The 23,448-nt window shown below is 67.8% G+C and carries 22 protein-coding genes; 10 read left to right on the top strand and 12 right to left on the bottom strand.

Annotated features, from left to right (window positions below; all coding sequences use genetic code 11):
• Positions 1-2: 2 nt before the first annotated feature.
• On the bottom strand, positions 3-1,157 hold the full coding sequence (locus RYH80_RS00795) for an ABC transporter ATP-binding protein (protein ID WP_370901958.1): 1,155 nt from the start codon (positions 1,155-1,157) through the stop codon (positions 3-5).
• A gap of 254 nt (positions 1,158-1,411) precedes the next feature.
• Between RYH80_RS00795 and RYH80_RS00790 the strand changes: the two genes are divergently transcribed.
• The 5 genes from RYH80_RS00790 (at position 1,412) to trmB (ending at position 6,092) form a co-directional block, all read left to right on the top strand.
• The gene (locus tag RYH80_RS00790; RefSeq protein ID WP_370901957.1) at positions 1,412-2,698 is read left to right on the top strand and encodes an extracellular solute-binding protein; all 1,287 of its coding nucleotides are present in this window, start codon (positions 1,412-1,414) and stop codon (positions 2,696-2,698) included.
• Between the two features lie 4 nt (positions 2,699-2,702).
• Positions 2,703-3,656, top strand: coding sequence for a carbohydrate ABC transporter permease (locus tag RYH80_RS00785; RefSeq protein WP_370901956.1), 954 nt, complete (start codon positions 2,703-2,705; stop codon positions 3,654-3,656).
• Positions 3,653-4,693, top strand: coding sequence for a sugar ABC transporter permease (locus RYH80_RS00780; protein ID WP_370901955.1), 1,041 nt, complete (start codon positions 3,653-3,655; stop codon positions 4,691-4,693). The genes RYH80_RS00785 and RYH80_RS00780 overlap by 4 nt, the downstream gene beginning before the upstream one ends.
• 66 nt (positions 4,694-4,759) lie before the next feature.
• Positions 4,760-4,960 (top strand): dodecin, encoded by a 201-nt coding sequence (locus tag RYH80_RS00775; protein WP_370901954.1) that lies wholly within the window; start codon positions 4,760-4,762, stop codon positions 4,958-4,960.
• Positions 4,961-5,054: 94 nt separating this feature from the next.
• Positions 5,055-6,092 carry an HTH-type sugar sensing transcriptional regulator TrmB gene (trmB, locus tag RYH80_RS00770; RefSeq protein WP_370901953.1) on the top strand — a complete coding sequence of 346 codons (1,038 nt, stop codon included), beginning with the start codon at positions 5,055-5,057 and terminating at the stop codon, positions 6,090-6,092.
• A 51-nt stretch (positions 6,093-6,143) separates the two neighbouring features.
• Here trmB and RYH80_RS00765 read toward each other — a convergent pair whose 3' ends face one another.
• Together RYH80_RS00765 and RYH80_RS00760 are read right to left on the bottom strand one after the other, a co-directional pair.
• Positions 6,144-7,091 (bottom strand): DUF726 domain-containing protein, encoded by a 948-nt coding sequence (locus tag RYH80_RS00765; RefSeq protein WP_370901952.1) that lies wholly within the window; start codon positions 7,089-7,091, stop codon positions 6,144-6,146.
• 319 nt (positions 7,092-7,410) lie between these two features.
• Positions 7,411-7,863 carry a hypothetical protein gene (locus RYH80_RS00760; protein ID WP_370901951.1) on the bottom strand — a complete coding sequence of 151 codons (453 nt, stop codon included), beginning with the start codon at positions 7,861-7,863 and terminating at the stop codon, positions 7,411-7,413.
• 296 nt (positions 7,864-8,159) lie between these two features.
• Between RYH80_RS00760 and RYH80_RS00755 the strand changes: the two genes are divergently transcribed.
• A complete protein-coding gene (locus RYH80_RS00755; protein ID WP_370901950.1) occupies positions 8,160-9,557 on the top strand; it encodes an eCIS core domain-containing protein in 1,398 nt (465 codons plus the stop codon).
• Positions 9,558-9,559: 2 nt separating this feature from the next.
• On the top strand, positions 9,560-10,504 hold the full coding sequence (locus RYH80_RS00750) for a DUF7958 family protein (protein ID WP_489753318.1): 945 nt from the start codon (positions 9,560-9,562) through the stop codon (positions 10,502-10,504).
• A 315-nt stretch (positions 10,505-10,819) separates the two neighbouring features.
• Here RYH80_RS00750 and RYH80_RS00745 read toward each other — a convergent pair whose 3' ends face one another.
• Positions 10,820-11,881: a M20/M25/M40 family metallo-hydrolase gene (locus RYH80_RS00745; protein ID WP_370901948.1), complete on the bottom strand. Its 1,062-nt coding sequence runs from the start codon at positions 11,879-11,881 to the stop codon at positions 10,820-10,822.
• Between the two features lie 169 nt (positions 11,882-12,050).
• On the opposite strand from RYH80_RS00745, the gene RYH80_RS00740 reads away from it, so the two are divergent.
• Positions 12,051-12,500 carry a hypothetical protein gene (locus RYH80_RS00740; RefSeq protein ID WP_370901947.1) on the top strand — a complete coding sequence of 150 codons (450 nt, stop codon included), beginning with the start codon at positions 12,051-12,053 and terminating at the stop codon, positions 12,498-12,500.
• 137 nt (positions 12,501-12,637) lie between these two features.
• Here the strand turns inward: RYH80_RS00740 and RYH80_RS00735 are convergent, their stop codons facing one another.
• The 4 genes from RYH80_RS00735 to RYH80_RS00720 all read right to left on the bottom strand — a co-directional run bounded on the left by RYH80_RS00735 (position 12,638) and on the right by RYH80_RS00720 (position 17,742).
• A complete protein-coding gene (locus tag RYH80_RS00735) occupies positions 12,638-13,441 on the bottom strand; it encodes a M14 family metallopeptidase (RefSeq protein WP_370901946.1) in 804 nt (267 codons plus the stop codon).
• A gap of 143 nt (positions 13,442-13,584) precedes the next feature.
• The gene (locus RYH80_RS00730) at positions 13,585-14,661 is read right to left on the bottom strand and encodes an ABC transporter permease (RefSeq protein WP_370901945.1); all 1,077 of its coding nucleotides are present in this window, start codon (positions 14,659-14,661) and stop codon (positions 13,585-13,587) included.
• Positions 14,654-16,645 (bottom strand): PrsW family intramembrane metalloprotease, encoded by a 1,992-nt coding sequence (locus tag RYH80_RS00725; RefSeq protein WP_370901944.1) that lies wholly within the window; start codon positions 16,643-16,645, stop codon positions 14,654-14,656. The genes RYH80_RS00730 and RYH80_RS00725 overlap by 8 nt, the downstream gene beginning before the upstream one ends.
• Positions 16,642-17,742, bottom strand: a complete 1,101-nt coding sequence (locus tag RYH80_RS00720; RefSeq protein WP_370901943.1) for an ABC transporter ATP-binding protein — start codon at positions 17,740-17,742, stop codon at positions 16,642-16,644. Before RYH80_RS00720 ends, RYH80_RS00725 begins: the two co-directional genes overlap by 4 nt.
• A 380-nt stretch (positions 17,743-18,122) precedes the next feature.
• On the opposite strand from RYH80_RS00720, the gene RYH80_RS00715 reads away from it, so the two are divergent.
• Complete coding sequence (locus RYH80_RS00715; RefSeq protein WP_370901942.1) at positions 18,123-18,878, top strand: HpcH/HpaI aldolase family protein; 756 nt, start codon at positions 18,123-18,125, stop codon at positions 18,876-18,878.
• A 38-nt stretch (positions 18,879-18,916) separates the two neighbouring features.
• On the opposite strand, the gene RYH80_RS00710 is transcribed toward RYH80_RS00715, so the two are convergent.
• The 4 genes from RYH80_RS00710 to RYH80_RS00695 form a co-directional block, all read right to left on the bottom strand.
• On the bottom strand, positions 18,917-19,093 hold the full coding sequence (locus RYH80_RS00710; protein ID WP_370901941.1) for a DUF8178 family membrane protein: 177 nt from the start codon (positions 19,091-19,093) through the stop codon (positions 18,917-18,919).
• 124 nt (positions 19,094-19,217) lie between these two features.
• Positions 19,218-19,928: a DUF1684 domain-containing protein gene (locus RYH80_RS00705; RefSeq protein WP_370901940.1), complete on the bottom strand. Its 711-nt coding sequence runs from the start codon at positions 19,926-19,928 to the stop codon at positions 19,218-19,220.
• 83 nt (positions 19,929-20,011) lie between these two features.
• A complete protein-coding gene (locus RYH80_RS00700) occupies positions 20,012-20,686 on the bottom strand; it encodes a 6-hydroxymethylpterin diphosphokinase MptE-like protein (RefSeq protein ID WP_370901939.1) in 675 nt (224 codons plus the stop codon).
• 256 nt (positions 20,687-20,942) lie between these two features.
• Complete coding sequence (locus tag RYH80_RS00695; RefSeq protein ID WP_370901938.1) at positions 20,943-22,121, bottom strand: dihydropteroate synthase; 1,179 nt, start codon at positions 22,119-22,121, stop codon at positions 20,943-20,945.
• Positions 22,122-22,188: 67 nt separating this feature from the next.
• On the opposite strand from RYH80_RS00695, the gene dgoD reads away from it, so the two are divergent.
• Positions 22,189-23,337: a galactonate dehydratase gene (gene dgoD, locus RYH80_RS00690; RefSeq protein WP_370901937.1), complete on the top strand. Its 1,149-nt coding sequence runs from the start codon at positions 22,189-22,191 to the stop codon at positions 23,335-23,337.
• Positions 23,338-23,448 lie beyond the last annotated feature (111 nt).

Raw genomic sequence — 23,448 nt, 5'->3', positions numbered from 1 at the left:
GCCTACTGCGCGGCGACCTGCGGTTCGACCACGTCGATCGCCTCCCCGGTGGTCTCGTCGAAGAGGTGGACGTCCGCCTCGGGGAACCGCACGGAGACGACCGCACCCAGTTCGGGCTGGACGGTCGACTCGACGCGGGCGACGAACTCCGGCTGGTCGTCGGCCGCGAGCGTGCTCTCGCTCTCGCCGAGATCGAGGTAGAGGTAGTTGTCGGAGCCGATCGGTTCGATCACCTCGACGGTCGCGGGCACACCGTCGCCGTCGGCGCTCACCTCGACGTTCTCCGGACGGATCCCGAGTGTGTAGCCGTCGGCACTACCACGGATCGCGTCGGCGCGACCGGCGGTGAGGCGGTACTCGAACCCGTCGCCGTCGCGACCGGTCAACACCACGTCGTCGCCGTCCGTCCGTGCGTCTACGGGGACGAAGTTCATCGACGGCGAGCCGACGAACCCGCCGACGAACTGGTTGGCCGGGTTCTCGTACACCTCCGACGGCTCGCCGACCTGCTGGCGCTTGCCGTCGTTCAGGATGACGATGCGGTCCCCCATCGTCATCGCCTCCTCCTGGTCGTGGGTGACGTACACCGCCGTGATGCCGAACTCCTCCTGGAGGCGCTGGATCTCCGTCCGCATCGTCGTCCGGAGCTTGGCGTCGAGGTTCGACAGCGGCTCGTCGAAGAGGAACACGTCCGGTTCGCGCACGATGGCGCGTCCGAGAGCGACCCGCTGTTTCTGTCCCCCCGAGAGTTCGTCCGGCACGTCCTCGAGCAGCTCGGAGATGCCCATCATCTCCGCGGCGTCCTCCACGCGCTCGTTCCGTTCGGCCTCCGAGAGGTCCGTGCTCATCCGGAGCCCGAACGCCATGTTCTCCCGGATCGTCTTGTGTGGGTACAGCGCGTAGTTCTGGAACACCATCGCCACGTCCCGCTCCTGGGCGGTCTGGTCGGTCACGTCCTCGTCGCCGAAGTGGATCTCGCCGGCCGTCGGCTCCTCCAGCCCGGCGATCATCCGCAGCGTCGTCGTCTTCCCACACCCCGAGGGCCCGACGACGGTGACGAACTCCCCGTCCGGCACCGTCAGGTCGAGGTCCTCCACCGCCACGATGTCGCCACCGTCGTACTCCTTCCGGAGTCCACGCAGCTCGACTCGTGCCATTACCGAGATGTACCGACCACCTCTCATAACTCTTGCGCGGCCGTTCGAACTGCGAAGTGAAATTTCGTCGTCGAACCGCGAGACGACCCCCGCGAACAGCCCAGAAGTGTTCGGCCACTACTGGTCGAGATGAGCATCTAGAACGCCTGGAGAGCAAAATTCTGCACCCGGCCCGAGCTACACCGTGTCGCAACGGGGTGAGCGTAGCCCGAAGAATTAAATGCCCGAAGCAATATTTCGCAACAGGTTACATCATGAACGGTGACAGACGTTCGCTGCTGAAGGCGGTCGGTGGATCGGCGACGCTGGCGGCACTCGCGGGTTGTGTGTCGTTCAGTGGCGGGGAGTCGAGCGGCGACTCCGGCGGTTCCGGTGACTCCGGCGGCGACTCGACGGAGGCGGGCGACTCCGAGGGGTCGGACGCGACGGAGACGGTGACGCCGGGGACGGCGACGCTGTGGACCAACCGGCAGGGTGACGAGGTGGAGTCGATCAAGTCCCAGATCGAGGCGTTCGAGTCGGAGAGTCCACACACGGTCGAACACGAGAACATCACGAAGGACCTCAAGAAGAAGACGAAGACGGCGCTGGCGGCCGGCAACGGGCCGACGACCTTCGGGTGGGCCCACGACTGGACCGGGGAGTTCTACAAGAACGAACTGCTGTCGGACCAGAGCGACGACGTGGAGGTGTCGTTGGACACCTTCACCAGCACGGCACAGGACGCCGCCCAGTACAAGGGTGAACTGATCGGGCTGCCGTTCTCCTCGGAGACCGTCGGGCTGATCGTCAACACGGACATCGTCGACAGCGTCCCGAGCACACTCTCGGAGATGCAGTCGGCGATGGAGGAGTACCACGACCCCGAGAACGGCCAGTACGGTCTCTCGTACCCGCTGAACGGCTACTTCTACAGCGCGTGGGCACACGCCTTCGGCGGCTACTACTTCGACGAGGCCGACGGCTCGCTCGGACTCACGAACGAGGAGACGCTGCAGGGCTTCCGGACGGTCATCGAGGACCTGTACCCGTACATGCCGGACGACCCGGCGTACGGTGCCCAGACCTCCCCGTTCAAGAACGGGAAGGCCGCGTTCGCGATCAACGGCCCGTGGTTCACTGGGAGTCTGGAGGTGCCCTACGAGGTCGCGAAGCTCCCGAGCGTGGACGGCAACGAGCCGAGCCCGTACACGGGGATCTCGCTGTGGTACTTCACCGCCCGCGCGGAGGGGTCGGCCGGCGAGGCCGCCCGCTCCTTCGCGGAGTGGTACACCACGAACGAGGACCTCCACGAGCAGCTCGCCAACGACTTCGGGTTCATCCCGGTCCTGCAGAGTCTGGAGGGGAGCGACGCCCTGCCGGCCGAGGTGCAGGGCTTCGCCGCCAACGTGAGTGCCGGGCGGCCGATCCCGACGAACCCCAAGATGAACGCCGTGTGGGGGCCGACGGAGACGGCGTTCACCCAGGCACTGAACGGGAAGAAGGACCTGGAGACGGCGATGTCGGACGCGGAGTCGAAGATCAAAGAGAACTGGGGCTGACGGGATGAGTCTGCTCTCGACCGCACGGGGCGTCGACGCGACGGGGCTCGGGAGTCGACTCCGTCGATCCGTCGACCGCAACGCCGGGTTCCTCCTGGTCGCGCCCGGACTGTTCCTGTTCGCGGGGTTCATGTTCTTCCCGCTGTCGTTCCTGCTGTACCTCTCGCTGTTCGAGGGAGGCGTGGTCGCTGCGATCACGGGCGGGACGGTGTGGGTCGGCCTCGCGAACTACGTGGGGACGGTCACCAGCCCCGGGTTCTGGGGCTCGATGGTGTACACGATGGGGTTCGTCACCTCCAGCGTCGTGTTGAAGGTGGCGTTGGCACTCGTCGTGGCGCTCGCACTGAACCACCAGCGCGTCCGAGGGAAACGGCTGCTCCGTTCCGTCGTGATCCTGCCGATGGGGCTGCCGGTGATCTTCTCGGTGTCCATCTGGAACAAGATCTTCAGTCCGGCACGGTTCGGGCTGGCGAACAAACTCTGGCTCGCGGCCGGCGGCGAGCAGGCCATCTCGTGGTTCACGAACAGCACGCTCCTGTTCGTCACCTACAACGTGACGGAGGTGTGGCTGGCGTACCCGTTCCTGGTCATCATCGTCGTCTCCGCGCTCCAAGACGTGTCGACGGAACTCCACGACGCCGCGCGCGTCGACGGTGCGGGGTTCCTCCAGCGATTCTGGCACGTCACGCTCCCGTCGATCAAGCGCCCGGTGATGTTCGGCTCGATCCTGACGGCCGCGGCGTCGTTCCAGCAGTTCCTCATCCCGTTCGTGTTCACCAACGGTCGGTCTGGCCGGACGGGCGAGACGATCCTGCTGTACGGCTACCGCGAGGCGTTGAACGCCAACCAGTACGGCGAGGGGGCCTCGATCATGATCCTCGCGATCCTCGTGATCGGGCTGTTCATGTGGCTCGCCGTGCGCAAGGGTGACCTCACCGAGGGGGTGGCCGAGGCGTGAGCGTCCTCGCCGCCGCCGCGACGCGACTGACGAGTCCGGTTCGCTCGGCCACGGGTGCGGTTCGCGACGTGGCCAACGGGGACCGCGACCTCCGCGACGTGCTCGTGACCGCCCTCTACACCGGCGGCGCGATGGGCCTGACGGGCCTGTTGTTGTTCCCGGTGTACTGGGCGTTCGTCGTGTCGATCTCGCCGCCGAACTCGACGGTGTTGAGTCCCGGTGCGATCAAACTCTGGCCCGAACAACCCACGCTGTTGGCGTACAAGTGGGTGTTCGGGAGCTTCACGAAGCCCCACGAGTTGCCCATCGAGTTGCCGATCGGGACGCTGACGTTCCAGATCCCCGGGTTGCCGGTGCCGGTGAACTGCGGGGCGCTCCCGAGCGGCTGTTCGAACTTCGCGGGGTTCTTCTACAACTCCGTCGTCGTGGCGACGTTCACGACCGTGTTGGCGTTGCTAGTCGTGATCCCGGCCGCCTACGCGCTCTCGCGGCGCTCGTTCAAAGGCCGCTCGAAGATCCTCTACGGCTACGTCCTGTTCACGCAGGTCGGTGGCGGGTTGGGGATCGCGACGCTGTTGGCGCTGTACATCCTGTTCCAGCAGGCCGGGTTGTACAACTCGAAGGTCGCGCTGGCGGTGTACTACGCCGCGACCGCGGTGCCGTTCAACACCTGGCTGTTGAAGACGTACATGGACGGCATCCCGGTCTCCTACGAGGAGGCCGCGGTCGTCGACGGCGCGGGGCCGTTGCGCGTCTTCTGGGAGGTCGTCATCCCGCTGTCGAAGGCGGGGCTGGCGACGGTGCTCATCTTCACCTTCCTCACCGGGTGGATGGAGTTCGTCGTCGCGAACCTCCTGTTGGAGCCGAGCAACGCGACCCTCCCGGTCGGGCTGTTCGGTGTCGCCGGCCAGCGGTTCACCCCGTGGCCACGCTTCACGGCGTTCGCGCTGTCGTTCGCGGCGCCGATCATGGGCGTGTACTTCTTCGCCCAGGGCTACCTCGAGGGCGGGCTGTCGTTCGGCGGGATGGAAGGCTGATCCCGGCGGCGACACCGCTTTCGCCAGTAGAGTTATCCCACCGTCGTCCGTGGGTCTGCCCGGACGATGGTCTTCAAGAAGATCACCCTGATCGGCCGGAGCACCGAGAGTTTCGACGACGCCGCGGACGACGCCATCGACCGCGCCGAGGAGACACTCCAGAACGTCCACTGGGTCGAGGTCGACGAGATGGGCGTCGAGGTCGCCTCGGCCGAAAATCGCGAGTACCAGGCCGAGGTCACCGTCGCCTTCGAGCTCGAGGAGTAGGCGCCGTTCCCGTGGCACGGGAACACACTTTCGGAACGCGGTGCAACTCGGACGTGGATAAACTGTTTTACCGGGGGAGACCCGAGAGGCGAGTATGACGGACGAACTGCGGACGACGATGGAGCGTGTCGGGGAGCGGTTCAACCTCGGCGAGTACGAGATCGACGCCTACCTCGCGGTACTCGAACACGGGGAGTTGACCGCCAGCGAGATCGCCGCCGAGACGGACATCCCGCAACCGCGGGTGTACGACACCGTCCGGAGTCTCTCGGACCGCGGCCTGGTGGAACTGCGCGAGTCGCGCCCGATGAAGATCGTCGCCGTCGACCCCGGCGACGCGTTCGGCGACATCCGCTCGTCGCTGGCGGAGATGGTCGACGAACTGGAGGCGCGCTACACCGCACCGGCACGCGACACCGAGGCCGTCTCGCTCGTGAAGTCGCGGTCGACGATCCTCCGGTACCTCGAAGAGATCGTCGAGGACGCCGACTACGAACTCGCGCTGTCGCTGACGCCCGACCTGCTGCGACGCTTCCGCGACACCCTCGCGGAGCGCGTGGACGCGGGCGTCAGCGTGGAACTGCTCGTCACGCCCGCCAGCCGCGCGCCCTCGCCAGAGGAGTTCGACTACGAGGCCGTCTCGACGGAGGCGCGAGCCCGTCGCGGGATCACGACCCCCGTCATCGCCGTCGCGGACGGGGAGTACTCCATCTACGCGACGCAAGACGCCTTGCGCGACGACCGCGACCGCTACGGTGTGATCTTCAACCGCTCTGCGCTGGGGTTCCTGGTGTCCGGTTTCTACGGGACCGTGTTGTGGACCACCGCGGAGACGCTGTCGGCGGACGGGGAGGGGCGGCCGTTCCCGCGGACGTACGCCTCCATCCGCCGCGCGGTGAAGGACGTGAACGACCTCGGCGGGGAGTTCCACGCCGAGGTACGCGGCCGGGACGTGGCGACGGGTAACGACATCGAACTGACCGGGCGAGTCGTCGCCCACGAGTTCGACGCCTCCGAACAGGTCGCCTCCTTCAGCGTCGCGGGAGAGGACGGCGAACCGATCTCCGTCGGCGGGCTGGTCGCCGCGCTGGAGGACGTCGAGGCACAAGAGATCGTGCTCGACCGCCCCTGACGCAGACACGAGGTACTGGAGTCGATCGTCTCGATCACCGCGTCGCCCGCATCACCACCGCGCGACGATCTGGTCGACGATCCCCTCGGTCTCCTTGTAGTAGTTCCTGTGGCAGTCGATCTCGGCGGTCACGTCCACGTCCGTGTAGTTGTCCGGTGCCTCGTACTGGATGCCCACCTCGCCGACAGCCTCCTCGGTCTCGCGAGTTCGGAACACGTCGTTCAGTATCCCGTCGTCGTACGAGTGGAAGTTGTCGAGCCGTTCGGTCGCGTACTCGACGTGGTCGCCGAACTCCTCGTCCCAGAAGCCGGCGTCCATCGACGGCGAGTCCTTCTCGACGGCCGCGCCGACGAGCGAGACGGACGCGAGCAGGTCGCGTTCCTCGTAGGCCTCCTCCAGCGTCTGCAGCGCGTACATCACCACCCGCGCCCCCAGCGAGTGGGCGATCAGCCGTACGTCGACCTCGTACTCGTTCGCGTACCACTGGCAGACGTTGGCGAGTTTCTTCCCGTTCCGCTTCGCGATGTCCTTCGCGGAGGCCCACCCGAGGTCGATGCTGTCACCCTTGTCGGAGTCCCACGAGTACACCGCCACGGAGCCGTCGTACCCCTCCGCGCGGAGCGCGTTCTCACACTCCTGCCCGGCGTCGATGGGTTCGTCCTCCTCGTCGGAACTCCGCCACCCGTGGACGAACAGCGTCAGCTCCCGCTCGCCGAACGCCGGCCACGACCCCGCCACGTCGTAGCTCCACTCCGTCTCGCCGTTTATCAGGTTCGCGTCGGCGTCGAAGTGGTCCCGCGTACTCACCCGCGGGAAGTCGTCCGGTGCCGAGACGTTCTCCGCCCCGCAGCCCTTGTTCCCCGCCGCGACACGCCCCGTCGTCGCTCCGACTCCCACCCCGCCGACGACGGCCGCCGCCGCGGCCCGCAACACCCCTCGCCGGCTCGCAGTTCGCCTCTCTGCCCGGTCCCCGGATCGTCCCGTGGTGTCGTCCACCATACCACGCCGGAACGGACGTTACTATATAAGATTTACTTACTTCTCGGTGTCGTCGTGTGTCGTCGGTCTCGGTGTGGTACGCGAGTCGGACGTGTTGGTCTCGGGGTAGAGCGGGACGAAGCGGGGCGGCGCGAGGCGGAGCGAAGCGGGGCGGTTCGGTGTGGACCGCGGTGGGTGGTGTGCCGGTGAGAGACGCCTCTCCAGTACCGGAGGAGCGCCGACTAGACGCCCCGGGCTTGTGGTGGGCACCGAACACGTGGTAGTTCGACCGAAGAACGGGTGGAGACGTAGGTCGCTGGCGGCGCGGATCGCCGGTCGTCTACGGCGGAGCGGTGTCGCAGTCGTCGGCGAGTCGTTGGCGCCAGCCGTCTGGGAGCGTGGGCGTCTCGACGAGCGTGAACTGGAGTGTGGCGAGCCCGTCGAGCACGACCTCGCGTTCGTCGGGTGTCATCGCGTACTCGTCGCGTGGCGTGCCGACTGGGTGGCGTGGGGCTTCGGGGAGCCTGTCGGGTTCGCCCGTCGCGGCGGCACGTACGTCGTCGACCGCCTCCGCGACGACACACAGCAGGTGTTGGAGGTGGCTCGGCGGGACGAACCCGCTGGTTGCGAGTCTGTCACGGACCTTCTCGGTCGCAGCGTGGAGTTCTCTGGTGCGGTACTGCGGTAGCGGGAGCAGGCGCAGTGTCTCCAGGTGGGCGTCGTAGCTGTCGAGCAGTGGCTGTACGTCGATCGTCCCGTCATCCTTTTCAGACGGAGAATCGTTCGAACACATTGTCGTGGCTCTCCACGACACTGCGGAGGTGAGGTGTCCCAAGCACCTCGCCACTTTGCTGCAGTGACGACCCCGCAGTGTCGTGTCTCGGCGTTGTGCTCGCTGGTTGTTAATATCTGTGGTTGTGTTGGGATTAGCTGTCGGTGTGTAGTGTCTCTGATACGGTGGCCGGTTCGATTGTGTCGTCTTCTCCATTGGCAGAGCTAGCCTTCATATGGTGGGAGAAGCATTAAGCGGTATCCGACAAGATTCAGAGTCGAAAGATGAGTCGGCGCTCGCGGCGGTCTCGGAACAGGGTGTCCGAGACAGACGGCGAACAGTCGAGTGGCGCAGAGGGAGACGACGACAAGCGGTGGGTATCACGGTCGTCGGTAGGCCCTAATACCGGTGGGAAAGTCACCAAAGAACAAGCGGAGGCGTACTACGGCCGTTCGATTGCGGACGGGTCGGAGTACGAGGATCTCCTCGGATTGGAGAAACAGTACGGTCGCCGCCTCCACCGGTGGATCGACGAGGGAATGCCCATCGACGCGATGGGCACCCCTTCGAAGATGCAGCGGTTCCGTGACCGGAAAGACTCCGAGATACCCTGGAACATCGAGGAGTTCAACGAGGATTCGCTGGACGAGAACACCGATCCGGTGTTTCGGAAACGCCGCCGCTCGCCAGCAGGTCGAACGAGTGTCCCCGATTCGGTACGTGAGGTAATCTCCTCGCCCGGCCGACCGTTGGACACCTCGATACAACGCGCTGTAGAGGAGCGGATGGGCGACTCACTCGGTGACGTACGGATTCACACGGGACCGAAGGCGGCCGAAGCTGCCGATCAGATCAACGCTCGGGCGTTCACCGTCGGGAATCACGTCGCGTTCGGTGCCGGCGAGTACGACCCCGAGTCCGCAGAGGGCCAGCACGTCCTGGCCCACGAGTTGGCACACGTCCGCCAGCAGACCGGTGGCGACCTCTCGATGCTTCCGCAGGAGGGTGTGCAACTGGAGATCGATCCCGATCCCAAGTTGGAACGCGAAGCCGAGGAGACCGCACGGCGCGTGATGAGTGGCGGGAAGCTCGGCATCCAGAAGCTCTCCGACACTGAGGTACACGTTCAGCGGGTGGTTGGAGTGGCGTCGACGTTAGGGAACGTGGCTGGAACAGCCGCCGAGATGGCGAAGACGTACCGTGATCGGCGTCGTCTCGAGGGTCAGGAGCAGTTCGAGGAGGCAGCCGACCGAGGCAACGCCGACGGACACATCGGAGACAGTGTCCCCGCGGATCCGGAACTACTCGCCGAAGAAGTCGCCAAACTGAAACGACAACACGCTCAGGTGTTGGAAGTAATAACTACGGCGGCGCCGGGGGCCGCAGGTGGGCAGAACCCAGTCAAGACGGGGACGAAGGGTGTTCTCGGATCACTCGCCGGTATGGGAACCGGCGCCGCAGTCGGAGGCATCATCGGATCGGTCGTCCCCGGTGCTGGCACGGCTCTCGGAGCCGCCGCCGGAACAGCCATCGGCGGTGCTGTCAGTGACCTCACGAAGAGAGGAGTCGAGTACGCTGACACCTACCGTCCTAGCAACGAGTCACTCGAACTCGAACAGATGTATCACGAGATGAGACAGATGTATGCCGAGATGAAAGAAGGGAGCGCATCTGTCCGTGATTCAGAAGGGTTTGGAAGAAAAAGAGGTAGTTAAGCATGGACGGGATAGTTACTGGACAAGGCGAGGAGAGGATCGGGCTGAGTGTTATTGATAACAATGATGTTGAACACGTCATTGAAATGAGATTCAATGGAGAAATAAAGCACCATGTTGCCGATGGGTATGCCGATCTTCCTCAGAACCGAACACGCTCAGAGAACCAGCACAACGAACAAGCCCGGCGGTTCGCGAAGTACTACGTGTTCCGTGAACGGGGCTACGAGACGGTCGAACGGGCGAAGACACCAGAGTTCGTCGACGCCGTCCGCCGGAGTATCGCGTCCCTCTCCGAGGAGTCGTTCGAGGAGTACTTCGGCGCGCTCTACCGCCAACTGCGGAGCCACGACGACGCGTCGGTCGACCGCCCACTCGAACTGCCGCCTGCCGTTCCGGGCGAGGACAACGTCGTCTACTCGCTGGACGTGTTCCTCGGCGTCGACCTCGCCGAGACCGACGGGGCAGACAAACTCGCGGCGACACACGGGTTGGACGTGACCGACGCCGAGGCCCTCGACGACCCGAGTGCGGTGTCACGAGGCGCACTCGATGCATGGCAGGAGTTCGGCGAGGAGCTCGTCGAGACGACACCGGCGGAGGAGTTGACCTTCGAGATGAGTGCGGTCTCCGGCATCCACGTCGGGTACCCGAACGCTCGCGGGGAACACGTCGTCGAGAAGTCCGACGTACCGAGCGAGCGCGACCCCGACGCGACACTCGAACTGTTCGCGTACGCACCCGACACGCTCGTCGACTTCCGGGACTTCCTCGACTACCACCTCCGGTGTCAAGTGCGCGACTGCTACGTCCGGATGGGACTCCTCCCACCCGAACAGTTCCGTGTCCGCGGGTTCGGGAAGTTCCGTGCCACACGCCGGTACGACGACTACGACCTCTATCCCAACTTCCACGAACAGTCCACGCTCGAAGCCTCTCCGCTGTGAGAGCGTGGCCGCGAAACGAACACAGTCGACAGATCCCCCTGACACCGAGGTGCACGTCCAGCGATACCACCACTTCGACGTGTACCCGCCGTACCACGACATCGCCGCCGACATCGACGGCTACACACGCGTTCGCGTCAGAAGTTCCCCTCTCGACGGCAGAACTCGCCGAGCTCTTCGGGTCCGACACGGACGGATCGCTGTACGACCGACTCGTGTCCACTCTGGTCGGCCGGTGACGCAGAACGCGTAGCCTCCCCAGGCGCATCCCTCCACACTCTGGACTCTTGAGACCGACCGACGGATCTCGACGACTCAGACCGACGCGGTGAACGGTGCCGCCGCGTCGGCGTCGGCGACGGCCGCGGCCAACAACTCCGCGGCGGCAGTCAGGTCCGCCGTGTCGATCACCTCGACCGGCGTGTGCATGTAGCGGTTCGGGAGGCCGACGTTGAGCGCCGGGGTCCCGCCACGCGCGGTGAAGAACGCGTCGGCGTCCGTCCCGGTCCGACTGCCGGTCGCCTGGAGTTGGTAGTCGATTCCCGCCTCGTCGCCGGCCCCACGGACCAACTCGACGAGCGCCGGGTGGTTGGCGCTGCCGCGCGCGACGACCGGGCCGGCACCCAACTCGACGGGGCCGCGTGCGTCCTCGGGCACGTCGGGGTTGTCCGTCGCGTGGGTCACGTCGACGGCGACGAAGGCGTCCGGGTCGAGATCGAACCCGACCATCTTCGCCCCCTGGAGGCCGAGTTCCTCTTGGACGGTCGAGACGGCGTACACCGTCGCGTCCACGTCGGCCTCGACCGCACGGCGGAGTGTCTCGGCCGCGACCCAGGTTCCGGCGCGGTTGTCGACCCCGCGTGCGGACAGCCGCGAGCCGGCCAACTCCGCCGTCGTCGAGGAGAACGTCACCGGATCGCCGATCTCGACCAGTTCGCGGGCCGCGTCGCCGTCGTCGACGCCGACGTCGACGAACTGCTCGGCCACGTCCTCGTACTCCTCGTCGCCGTCCCGGAGGTGGATCGCCGTCTGGCCGATCACGCCCGCCACCGGCTCGTCGGCGTGGACCGTGACGTGTTGCCCCTTCGAGACGGTCCGGTCCGACCCGCCGACACGTGTCAGCCGGAGGAACCCGTCCTCGGTCACGTCGCGGACGGCGAAGCCGATCTCGTCGGCGTGCCCCGCGATCGCCACCTCGACATCTACGTCGGGGTCACCCTCGTGGACGGCCACCGCGTTGCCGTACGCGTCCGTGGACACCTCGTCGGCGAACTCCGCGACGTACTCCGTCCACACCGCCTGTCCCGGTGTCTCGTAGCCCGACGGCGACGGTGTCTCCAACAGCGACTCGAGAAACTCGCGGCGTGGTGTCTCCATGTACACACGCCCCACGGCGGTGGGTTTCAACTGCACGGTTCCCGACGGCGAGACGCTGTTGCTGCCCCGTAAGCCGTCTCACAGGCGCGGTGTGTGGCCGGCCGCGCCTAGACAACCGAGCTACCACGACTCACGGAACAGTTAATATACGATAACGCGTAAATTGAGTATGGTACAACTGACCATTCTGGAGCTTCACGTGCACGACGGTCTGGACTTCGCCCCGCTGGGGATCGTGGGTGGGAGCGACGAGAGGGCCGTGGAGACGGGAGAGACGATCGATGGTGGCGAGGACGCGGGCGAGCGAGTCGCGGAGATCCTCGACGACGCGACGGACGCAGACGTGGCGGTCGACGACGTGATGGCAGAGCGAGTCGGCGAGACGCCCGACGACGCGGATCTCGACGACGCCGCGACCGAGGAGGGGCGCTCCGTCGGCCGCCGACTGGTCCGCGGTGTCGTCGGACTGACGCTGCTCGGCACCGCCGCGTACCTCGTCGACCGCCGTCGTTCCGCCAGTACGGACGAGGACGAGTCGGACCTGGACGACTCGGACGTGACCGTCTCCGTGGACGAGGACTCCGTGGAGATCGAGGAGCCGGCCGAGTCGAGCGACTGAGTGACGGAACCCGCCGTCGGAACACGGTGGCCGAGGGACGGTAACGTCGGGGTCTGCGACCTCGCGATGGGTCCGACTCCGGGAGCTTCGGGCGCGGTGGCCACACTGTGGGTCCAGTGGACGACTTCGCTGGGAGTCTACGACAGCGATCCGAGCCGTTCGGCGGCGTAGCCGAACACGTCGTCGTAGCCGTAGGCGGACATCAACACCGGGTAGAACTCCTCGTCGGCCGTGAACTCCTCGCCGTCCGCGACGGCGAAGGTCTCGCCCGGCCCCACGTGCTCGAAGTTGTGTGCGAGCACCTCGTAGCTCTCGGCGGGTGGTTTACCGATCCGTTCCACCAGCCGGAACACGGACACCTCGTCGGTGCCGCGCGAGTGGATACGGTCGTCCGTCGTCGGCTCCGGGAGCGCGTTCGTCGCCGCGAGGAACGCCCGGATCAGCCAGTAGGCGTTCTCGGCAGCCTCCTCCGTCTTCTGGAGTCCACACTCCACCTCGAGTGTGTGTGGCTGTTCGATGAATCGCCCCGTCGAGAACGGCCCCGACTCGACCAGCAGGTCCACCGGGAGCCGTGGGACGACCGCCTGGGCGATCTCGTCGACCGTCTCCGTGATCGCGAACGGCTCGGCGTACGACTGGGTGGAGTGGAGCGACAGCGTGGTACAGCCCGCCAACTCCCGTCGGAGTGCGGCGGCGAGACGACCCTCGTGGGTGTCGGCGTCCGGATCACCCGGGTACGCGCGGTTGAGGTCCTCGTCGAGGTAGCGTGTGTCTTCCGCGCGAGCCTCCTCGTTGGCGACGACGAACTTCACCGGTCGCTCCACGTCGGGGTCGTCCGCGAGGAGCCGGTCGATCCCACGTGGCCCACACGGCTCGTCCCCGTGGATCGCACCCACGACCGCGACCGACGGCGTCCCCTCGCCCAGTTGGTACACCTGCACGAACCCCCGTCCGTGTGGCAACTATTTCAGCGACACGGTCGCCGAGCGCCGCGGTCTCAGACGGTACGACGGGACCGAACGTCGAGTGGTCCCGCCCGCCCGCGAACGGCCCGGTCGCGTGCGAGCAAACACGACGAGACGGGTCACCCCCCGACCGCGTACCGCGGCAACACACGTCGCGCACCGAGGAGCGCGAGCAGTCCGACGACGAGCACGCCGCCGACCGCGAGGTGCTGGGCGAGCCCCGCGGTGCCGATGGCGAGTCGCGCCGCGACGTTCACCGGGTTCACCGGTCCCACCGCGGTCACTCCGAACACGCCCAACACACCCAGCGAGTAGATCGTCTGGGCGGCACGGCGATCCGGGGCGGTCAGCGCGATCGTCGCACCCAACACGACGACGACAGTCGCCGCACCGGCGACGAGCCCGATCAACGACGGCAGGTTCGCGACGGGTGTGCCGTTCGCCGACAACAACAGCATCCACAACACCGCTTGTAACGGCGCGAGCCCGGCGGCCGCGAGCAGTTTCCCCTCGACGATGTCCGTCGTCGTCACCGGCGCGACGCGCAACAGCTCCATCGTCCCGCGGTCCAACTCCTCGGTGAGCGAGTCGACCGTGATCGATCCGGCGATGAACACCGGGAGGAACAACAACAGCGGCACCAACACCGTGTAGGTGAACCCGAAGTACGGCGACGCCGACATCCGTGGCGGCAACTCCAGCGTCCGCGCCTCCAGGTACGCCTCGTTGTCCGCCCGTTCCGCGCGCTCGTAGGTCCGCAGCGCCTGTCTCGCTTGGACGACGACGACGGTGGTCTGGATGTTCGAGTCGGGGACCAGCACCCTGACTCGTGTACCGCCGGCGCCGTCGCTGTTCGCCACCATCGCGGCGTCGACCGCCTCCGGGGCCGCCTCGAACGCCTGGATCGCGAGTTCGCGGGACTCGAACTCTCTGGCGCGGAGGCCGTCCGTCTGCTCGACGGCCGCGACGAGGTCGTCGGCGTCGTCGCCCGCGACCGCCACGTCGATCGTCACGCCGCCGACGCCACCCGGGTCGTACAGCGACACCAGCCCGACGACGAGGAACGACGAGAACGCCGCCACGAACAGCTGGATCACCAGCGCCAGCAGGATCGTCTTCTCGTTCAACAGCGACCGCACCTCGCGGCCGGCGATCGTCAGGCGGGCGTCCGCACCGCTCGTGTCGATCTCAACCAAGGAAGATCACCACCACGAGGTAGTCGTACGCGAAGTGGATCGCCATCGCGAGCCCGAGTCCGACACCGAACCCGGTCCGCCCGCGCGAGGCGCCGACCGCCGCGACCGCCCCGGTCACGACGTGTAAGACGAGCGGCGCGGCGAGGAGCCCGAGCGCACCCGCGACGCCGATCCCGCCGGTTGCGAACGCCGCTTCGCCCGCCGGGAGCCTGTCGAGGCCGACGAACTGGACGATGGCGGTGAACTTCTCGGCGACGAAGAAGCCGACCCCGGAGACGACACCCAACGTCACCGCTACGGGGAGCCGGCGCTCGAAGCGCGCCTTCTCGAAGCCAGCGTACACGTGGACGCTCTTGGCGAGTTCCTCGACGACGGCGACGATCACGAGGATCGCCGGGAGCGCCAGCGAGCGCGGGACGGCGACGAACAGCGCCACGCCCAACAGCTCCGCGACGAAGACGAACGGGAGGAACAACGCCGTCAACAGCCCGACGGAGGCGACCCCGGTGAGTCGGGCGTCCAGGGCGTCGAGGAACTTCTTCGGGATCGACCGCTGGGTGAACATGTCCTCCTCGCGGTAGACGCCGGTGCCCAACAGGAACAACACACCCGCGACGAGGTAGAACGGCCCCGTCGAGAAGACGTACTCGAAGAGTGTCGTCGCCGCGCCGCTCGGCTGGAGGTCACGCACCACGAGCGTGAGCGGCGAGATCAGCGCGACCGGGGTGATCGTCGTGAAGATCGCCGGGACGAACACGTACGTCGTCAGGAACACGGAGACGGTGACCGTGACGAAGGTCAACTCCTTGAACGAACGGGCGAACATCGCGCCGAGGAACGTCGCGCCGAGGAAGACGAGCGCCACCGGCGCGACCGCGGCGACGGTGATCGGTCCACCGCCGACCGCGAGGGCGATCGCGGCGATCGCGGCCAGCGACGCCGCGAGGTACGGCAGCGTCTTCCCGGCGACGATGTCGAGTCGCGAGATCGGTGCGACCAAGAGGAGTTCCCCACGGCGGTTCACCCGCTCGTCGAGGACACTAGAACCGAACGCCTGGATGACGAAGTTCATCGGGACGAGGAAGAGGAAGGCGAGCAGCAGCGACGAGAACGGGAACGGCGGCGAGATCTCCGCCGGCGAACCGGTCGACTGGCCGCCGAACAACCCACCACCGCCGACCGACGGCACCGACAGCGGGCCACCGTCGTCGCGTCCGGGCGCACCGGTCCCCGAGCCGTCGGACGCGCCGGACCCGGCCGACGTACCGGTGCCTCCAGTCCCGTCGCCCCCACCGGTGCCCGAATCGCCCGTCCCGGCGTCGTCCGAGTCGCCACCTCCACTCCCGGTTCCGTCGCCACCGGTCCCACCGCCGCCGGCACCCGCACCGGTGTCGCGCACGCTCGCCGGGAGCCCGTCGTCGCGGACCACGTACGACAGCGTCACGTTGACCGGGAAGGCGGCCGATCGGTTCGGTTCCGCGTCCATCAGTCGCGTGTTGTGTCGCCGCACCACGTCGCGCAGCGTCGACAGCGCCGCCGTCGCCTTCCCGCCGGCACGGCGGTCGATCGCGAACGTGGCGCGCACGTCACTCGTGTCCGCGTCGCGGACGAACACGACCGCGCGGTCGCTGTCGGCCGGGACCGGGCGCAACGCCGTCGCGTCGGCCACGGGTTCGTGGAACGGACTGTCGTCGTCGACCGCGACGGGGTAGATCCCCGCGTTCGGCGTCGACGCTTGCCCGGTCGCTGCCAGTCCGGCCGCACCGCCGGCCAACAGCAGTGCCGCGACGCCGACCGCGAGGGTACGCCTGTCGACGGTACCGGCCGTGTGTGACACCTCCCACCGGGCGATCCGCAAGACGACCCTCGTGTGGTCCGGCAGTCTGCGGAGACTCGCGACGAGTCGCCGACGGAGGCCGGCGAGCCACCCGACGAAGCCGAGGACGGACGCGAGCGCCACGAGCGGACGGGAGCGACCGCTCACTCTCCGTCCTCCCGCGCGCCGTCCGTCCTGACGCGCTCGTCGGCCACCGATCCCTCCTCCGTCTGGTCCGCCTCGGCGCTCGTCTCCGCGGTGTCGTCGGTCCTCGCAGAGCCGAGATCCCCGTCGTCGCCGTCCGCTTCCCCACCGCTCTCGTCGCCACCACCCTCGTCGCCGCCGCGACTCGCCCGCTCCGTCACCGACTCGTCCGGCCCCACCCGTCGACTCCCGGGCATCGGCTGGCCGGCCACGTCGAGGAAGATCTCCTCCAGCGTCGACTCGTCCGTGCGGATGTCGACGACGGTGCCACCGGCGTCGGCGGCCGCCTCGCGGATCGCCTCCACCTCGGCCATCGTGTCGACGACGGCGACGTGGCCGTCGTCGGTCGGCTCCGTCTCCGGCAGCGCGACCGTCGTGTACACGCGGTACGTGGTCTCGCCGTACGCCGCGCGGATCTCCTCGACGGTACCACGGGCGACGATCTCCCCCTCGTTCATGATGACGATCCGGTCACAGATCGACTCGACGTGGTAGAGGTTGTGCGCCGAGAAGAGCACCGTCTTCCCGCGGTCCGCCAACTCGCGGGTGAACTCCAACACGTAGTTGGTCGTGAGCGGGTCCAGCCCCGACGCGGGCTCGTCGTACACCAACACCTCCGGGTCGTTCACCAGCGAGCGGGCGATGGCGACCTTCCGTTTCATGCCCTTCGACACGTCGCCGAGCCGCCGGTCGCGGTGTTCCAACTCCAGTTCGTCCAGCGCCTCGTCGATGCGTTCGTTCGCCACGTCGCGGGGCACGTCGTACAGGTCCGCGAAGAACCGGAGGTACGACAGCGCCGTCATGTCCTCGTACAGTGGCGACTCCTCGGGGAGGAAGCCGAGCTGCGACCGCGTGGCGGGGTCGCTCGCGGGCTCGCCGGCCAACTCGACCTCGCCGGCGGTCGGTTCCAACAGGCCGGCGACGCTCTTCAGCGTCGTCGTCTTCCCGGCCCCGTTCGGGCCGACCACGCCGAAGATCTCGCCGGGAGCCACCTCGAAGCTGCTGTCGGCGACGGCGACGAAGTCGTCGTACACCTTCCGCAACCCGTCGACGCGGATCATACCCGTACGCCGTCCCCCAGCGGATAAAGACCCTCGCCTCGGCTATCGAAGGTGAAAACCACCACGCGTCGGCCGTTCGTCGCACCCCGTACTGGGAGTCTCGACACTTCACGAGTCGGGCGGTGTGTCGCCAGGAGGGGTCGAGAGGGGGGTCAGGTGGGGACACGGATCACGGGGTCCGGGGCGATCCGTGGGGTGCCGTCGGTGACGGCACCTCACGATAGATCGTGAAGGTTTGTCAAAGTATCGTTATCGTAGATAGAAAACGAAGTTGAAAAGTGCCGTCTCGGCGGCTCGTAGGGTCGCGCCCTCACGCGGTCGGCGGACGACCCGCGGCGGGTGCGGAGTGTTTAGGTCGCCGGCGGTCGCGAGTGACTACCGTGCAAGACGCAGGTATCCGAGAGCGACTCCGCGAGGGTGCGGCGACGGGCGTGTGGCTCTCCATCCCGTCACCGACGGTCGCGGAGGTGGTCGCCGGCACGGACGCGGACTTCGTGGTCGCGGACACCGAACACACGTCGAGTAGCGTCGAGACGGTCGAGGCGATCGTCCGCGCCGTCGAGGCCGCCTCGGGCGAGACGGCACCGCTCGTCCGCGCGGCGTGGAACGACCACGTCCGGATCAAGCGACTGCTCGACACCGGCGCGGCGGGCGTGATCGCACCGCAGGTGGAGTCGGCCGCCGAGGCGCGGTCGTTCGTCGACGCGACGCGGTACCCGCCGGAGGGTGACCGCGGGCTCGCCGCGGGTCGTGCGTCGGCGTACGGCACGGAGTTGGACGACTACTACGAGACGGCGGGCGACCGGCTCGCGCGGATCGTCCAGATCGAGTCGCCGACCGCGGTCGACGCCGTCGGGGAGATCGCCGCCGTCGACGGGGTGGACTCCGTCTTCGTCGGCCCCGCGGATCTCTCGGCGTCGTTGGGCATGTTCGGCGAGTACGACGTGCCGGCGTTCCGCGAGGCGGTCGAGCGGGTGCTCGCGGACAGCGAGGTGCCGGTGGGGACGCTCGCGGTGACGCCGGACCAGGTCGACCACTGGAGGGAAGTTGGGTTCGACTACCAGGTGGTCGCGACGGACGTGGACGCACTCCAGCGTGGTGTCGCGGCGTCGCTCGACAGAGTCGACGAGGCGTAGCGGCCGAGGCCCATCCGTACGGTGCCGGTACGACGAACTCAGACGGCGCGTCCAGACTCGCTGGTGCCGACCTTGTACGTTCCGTACGTCAGGAGGACGGCAGCTGGGAGGAGCATGTACGACCACAGTGTGGACGCGCCGGCCTGGAGTCCCGGGACGAACAGCACGATCCCGACGATCATCATCACGCTGCCGAGCAGTACGTCGCGGTTCATGCCTACCGGTAGGTCGGTGGGAACCAAAGAGGGTTTCTCTCCCGCCGTGTCGTGTCACCGCCTCGCAGACCCGGCTCGCTCCACGCGGTCCGGTTCGGGGGCCACACGCCGAGCGGGGGACCGCTCACTCGTCGAGGTCGGGGTCGCGTTCCCCGACGGGGACCGTCGTCGACAGCCAGTTCTCCTCGGGTGGGAGCGGACAGGCGAAGGCGTCGTCGAAGGCACAGAACGGCGTGTACGCGAGGTTGAAGTCGACCGTCACCTCGTCGCCGTCGGTCAACTCCCCCTCGGGGTGGAGGTCCATGTACCGGCCCCCGCGGTAGGTCGCCTGTCCGGTCGTCTTGTCTCGGAACGGGACGAACAGGCCACCGTCGTCACCCTCGCGACGGTACGCGGCGAGCGTCTCCGAGACCGTGTCGGACGACTCGGCGGAGTCGCCCACGCCCTCACTCTCGGCCTCCTCCTCGTCTCCCACCTCGTCGTCCACCGCTTCGCCGTCGTCCTCGCCCTCGTCGTCCACCGCTTCGCCGCCGTCCACTCCTTCGTCGGCGCCGCTGCCGCTCGGCAACTCGAACGCGAACGTCACGACGTGGAGGAACCGCTCGGGTGGCCCGTCGGTGACGGTCATCTCGACCGGGTCCGGCTCGTCGTGGACCGTCGCGGTCGCGGTGACGCGGTACGCGGGGTCCGGATCGAAGTAGTCCAGCCCGTCGAACGACTCCCGTGCCGACTCCGGGAGCGGGGACCGCGGGTCCGCTGTGAGGAACTCGTCTTTCTCGTCTCGCGACTGTTCCAACCGGTCGCGCCACGCCGCCACGTCGAAGCTGTCTGTCACGACGGCGGCTTGGCCGTCGGGAGGTTTCAGTCTCGCGGCTCTGACTCTCTGTCGACGGTGCGGGCTCCCCCCTCGTCACTGACTCACAGCCGTTCGATCTCGTCGCGACGGTCGTCGAGCACGCCGAACCGCTCGTCGCGGTCGCGTTCCAGCCGTTCGAGGAGTCGTTCCGCCCACCACAGTTTCCGTGCCTTCGACTCGGAGAGCGTCTCGTCGTCGAAGTCCCACCCGCAGAACCGCAACTCGGCCGCGCCGAGCGCGTCCGCGAGGTATGCGGCACGGTCGCCGTCGGTGAACCCCCCGTAGTTCACGACCGGGCCGCTGGGGGCCGCCTGTGTCGTCGGGAGGACGTGTGCGGTGTCCACGTCCGGGAGCACCTCGGCCAACAGGTCGCGGTTGTCCCCGTGGGCGTGGACCGCGACCGGCTCGCCCGCACGCGTCCGGTCGACGACCGTCTCGGGGTTCTTGTCGAGGTCCGTCACCATCAGGTCCACCGCGACGCCCGTCGCCGTCAGTCGATCCGTCGCGGTGGAGGCGGCGACGACCGTGTCTGCCTCGCGGGCCACTTCGGCGGTCGCCTCCAGCGACGGGCCGGCGCCGGCGACCGCGACCGTGTCGCCGTGCCAGTCCAGGCGGTCGGTGTCGAACGGTTCGGCCTCGGCCGCCAGTTCGTCGCGTGCCCGCTCGTCACCGCCGCGTCCGTACCCGAAGTCGGCGAGGATCGACTCGTAGATCGGCTCCCAGTCGACGAACTCCATCGGACTCCGGTCGGGGCGTCGCGGGCAAGACCGCTTCGCTCCGTCCGCGCCGCGGGCGAGGTCGCCGCGCGCGTCGCCGCCGACACACCCGACACCACCTGCTCGTCGTCGCCGCCCACCACACGCACCGCAGGAGAGCGTCGCCACTCGTCGGTTCTGTCTCGGTACGGTTGCCGGAGTGGCACCCAAGTACCCCTACCCGTGGTGCCGTTCCGGCTTCGTCGGAGTAGTGGACCGCGTTCGGTATAAGTTTTCCCTACTTCCAGTCGTCCGCCAACGCCCGCACGGCGTCTCCCAGCGGCGCCTCGTCGTCGATCCCACGCACGAGTGCGTCGAGTGCCGCCGGGGAGCCGAACACGAGCGCGCCGTGGCCGTCCCCCGAGGGTGCGACAGTCGCCGCCGTCCCGACGGCCGCGGCCCGCAGCGCACCCAGTCCGGCCGGGTCCAGCCCGGAGAGTTCGTACACCCGCGTCGCCGCGCCCGCCGCGACGGCCTCGTCACCCTCGATCCGGTCGAGGTGACGCCGTGCCTCCCCCGGCGTGGTGACGTTCAACTCCTCGACGCGCACCTCGCCCGGCTCGCAGGCGCCGCCGGCTCGCGGGTCGTCGTCCATCACGCCGGCTCGTCCGCGGGCGAACTCCGCGCCGATCAGCGCCGCGTCGCGGGTCTCGGCCACGTCGTGGGTCCGGATCACGTGTGCGCCGCGCTCGACCGCCATCGAGGTGGCGGCCAACGACACCGGCAGTGCGCCCTCCGTGTCGCGTCCGGCGATCCCCTTGAGGAAGCTCTTGCGGTTGATCGAGACGAGCATCGGTCGGCCGTAGCCGCGGAACTCCCGGAGGCGACGGAACGTCTCGCGGTCGTCGGCGTGTGTCTTCGCCTCGCTCCAGCCGCCGAAGGCTGGGTCGACGATGGTCTTGTCCGTGAACCCGTTCTGGGTCAACGCCTCGTAGATCTCGTCGACGTCCTCGATCGCGCCGGGCCGTTCCAGATCCGGCGGCGAGGCCATCTTGCTCACTGCCGCGTCGTGGTCCCGGCAGACACGGGGCATCTCCGGGTCCGCGAACCCACAGATGTCGTTGACCATATCGAACCCACGCGAGAGGGCCTCGTCGGCGACCTCGTGGTAGCGCGTCTCGATGGAGAAGACGGCGTCGCCGGAGACGGACTCGATCGTCTCGACGGCGGTGTCGAGCCGTTCGAGTTCCTGCTCCGGCGAGAGCACGTCGAGGTCCTTGTTCGCGGACTCCAGTCCCACGTCGACGATGTCCGCGCCCTCGTCGATCAACTCCTCGTCGACGTACCGGGCCGCCTCGCCCGGGTCGTCGTACACGCTCGGGTCGTACGGCGACTCCGAGGAGACGTTGAGTACGCCCATGATCCGCGGTGGGTGGTCGTCGCCGATCGCCAGTCCGGCGGCGTCGATCGTTCGCATCACTACCCGTCACGGGCCGGGCGGGCATAGGCGGTACGATTTACCACCCGTCGCTCGAACGGGGGCCATGGAGATCGTCGACTACGAACTGTTCCAGGTGCCGCCGCGGTGGCTGTTCCTGAAGGTAGAGACGGACACCGGGCTCGTCGGGTGGGGCGAGCCGGTCGTGGAGGGGCGTGCTCGCACCGTCGAGACGGCGGTCGAAGAGCTGTTCGACACGTACCTGCTCGGCGAGGACCCGACGCGGATCGAGGATCACTGGCAGACGATGTACCGCGGCGGCTTCTACCGCGGGGGCCCCGTGTTGATGTCCGCCATCGCGGGTGTCGACCAGGCGCTGTGGGACATCAAGGGGAAGCAGTTCGGCGCGCCGGTGTACGACCTCCTCGGCGGCCCGGTGCGAGACGCGGTGCGCGTCTACCAGTGGGTCGGCGGCGACCGTCCCGAGGGCGTCGCGGCGGCGGCCGCGGAGAAGGTCGACGCGGGGTTCGACGCGCTGAAGATGAACGCCACGGCGGAGTTGGACAGACTCAACTCGCCGGCGGCCGTCGACGCCGCCGCGGAGCGGCTCGCCGCGGTCCGGGAGGCGGTCGGTCCCGAGGTGGACGTGGCCGTCGACTTCCACGGGCGCGCCTCGAAGACGATGGCGAAGCGACTGATCGCGGCACTGGAGCCGTACGACCCGTACTTCGTCGAGGAACCCGTGTTGCCCGAGCACGACGACGAACTCCCCGCGCTGGCGGCGCGGACGACGGTGCCCATCGCGACGGGCGAACGGCGCTACTCGCGGTGGGACGTCCGGGACCTGCTGGAACGGGGTGGTGTGGACGTGCTCCAGCCGGACCTCTCGCACGCCGGCGGGATCACGGAGGTGCGGAAGATCGCCGCGAGCGCGGCGGCTCACGACGTGAGTCTCGCGCCACACTGTCCGCTCGGCCCGATCGCACTGGCGGCCTGTCTCCAGGTGGACGCCTGTACCCACAACGCCGTGATCCAAGAGCAGAGTCTCGACATCCACTACAACGAGACGAGCGACGTGTTGGACTACCTCGCCGATCCGGACGTGTTCGCCTACGACGACGGGACGGTGCCGTTACCGACGGGACCGGGACTGGGAATCGAGATCGACGAGTCGGTCGTCCGCGAGCGAGCCGGCGACGTGGACTGGCACAACCCAGTGTGGCGACACGACGACGGGCGCGTCGCGGAGTGGTGAGACTCGACGGGGGTCTCGCGGAGTGGTGAGACTCGACGGGGGTCTCGCGGAGTGGTGAGACTCGACGGACACGCCGGACCCACGTCGGGCGGGTGAGGGTGAGAGAACCCC

Source organism: Halobaculum sp. MBLA0147 (genome assembly GCF_041361345.1).
Classification (GTDB): domain Archaea; phylum Halobacteriota; class Halobacteria; order Halobacteriales; family Haloferacaceae; genus JAHENP01.
Note: the sequence above shows the minus strand (reverse complement) of the source record. Positions and strands in the feature narration are given on the sequence as shown.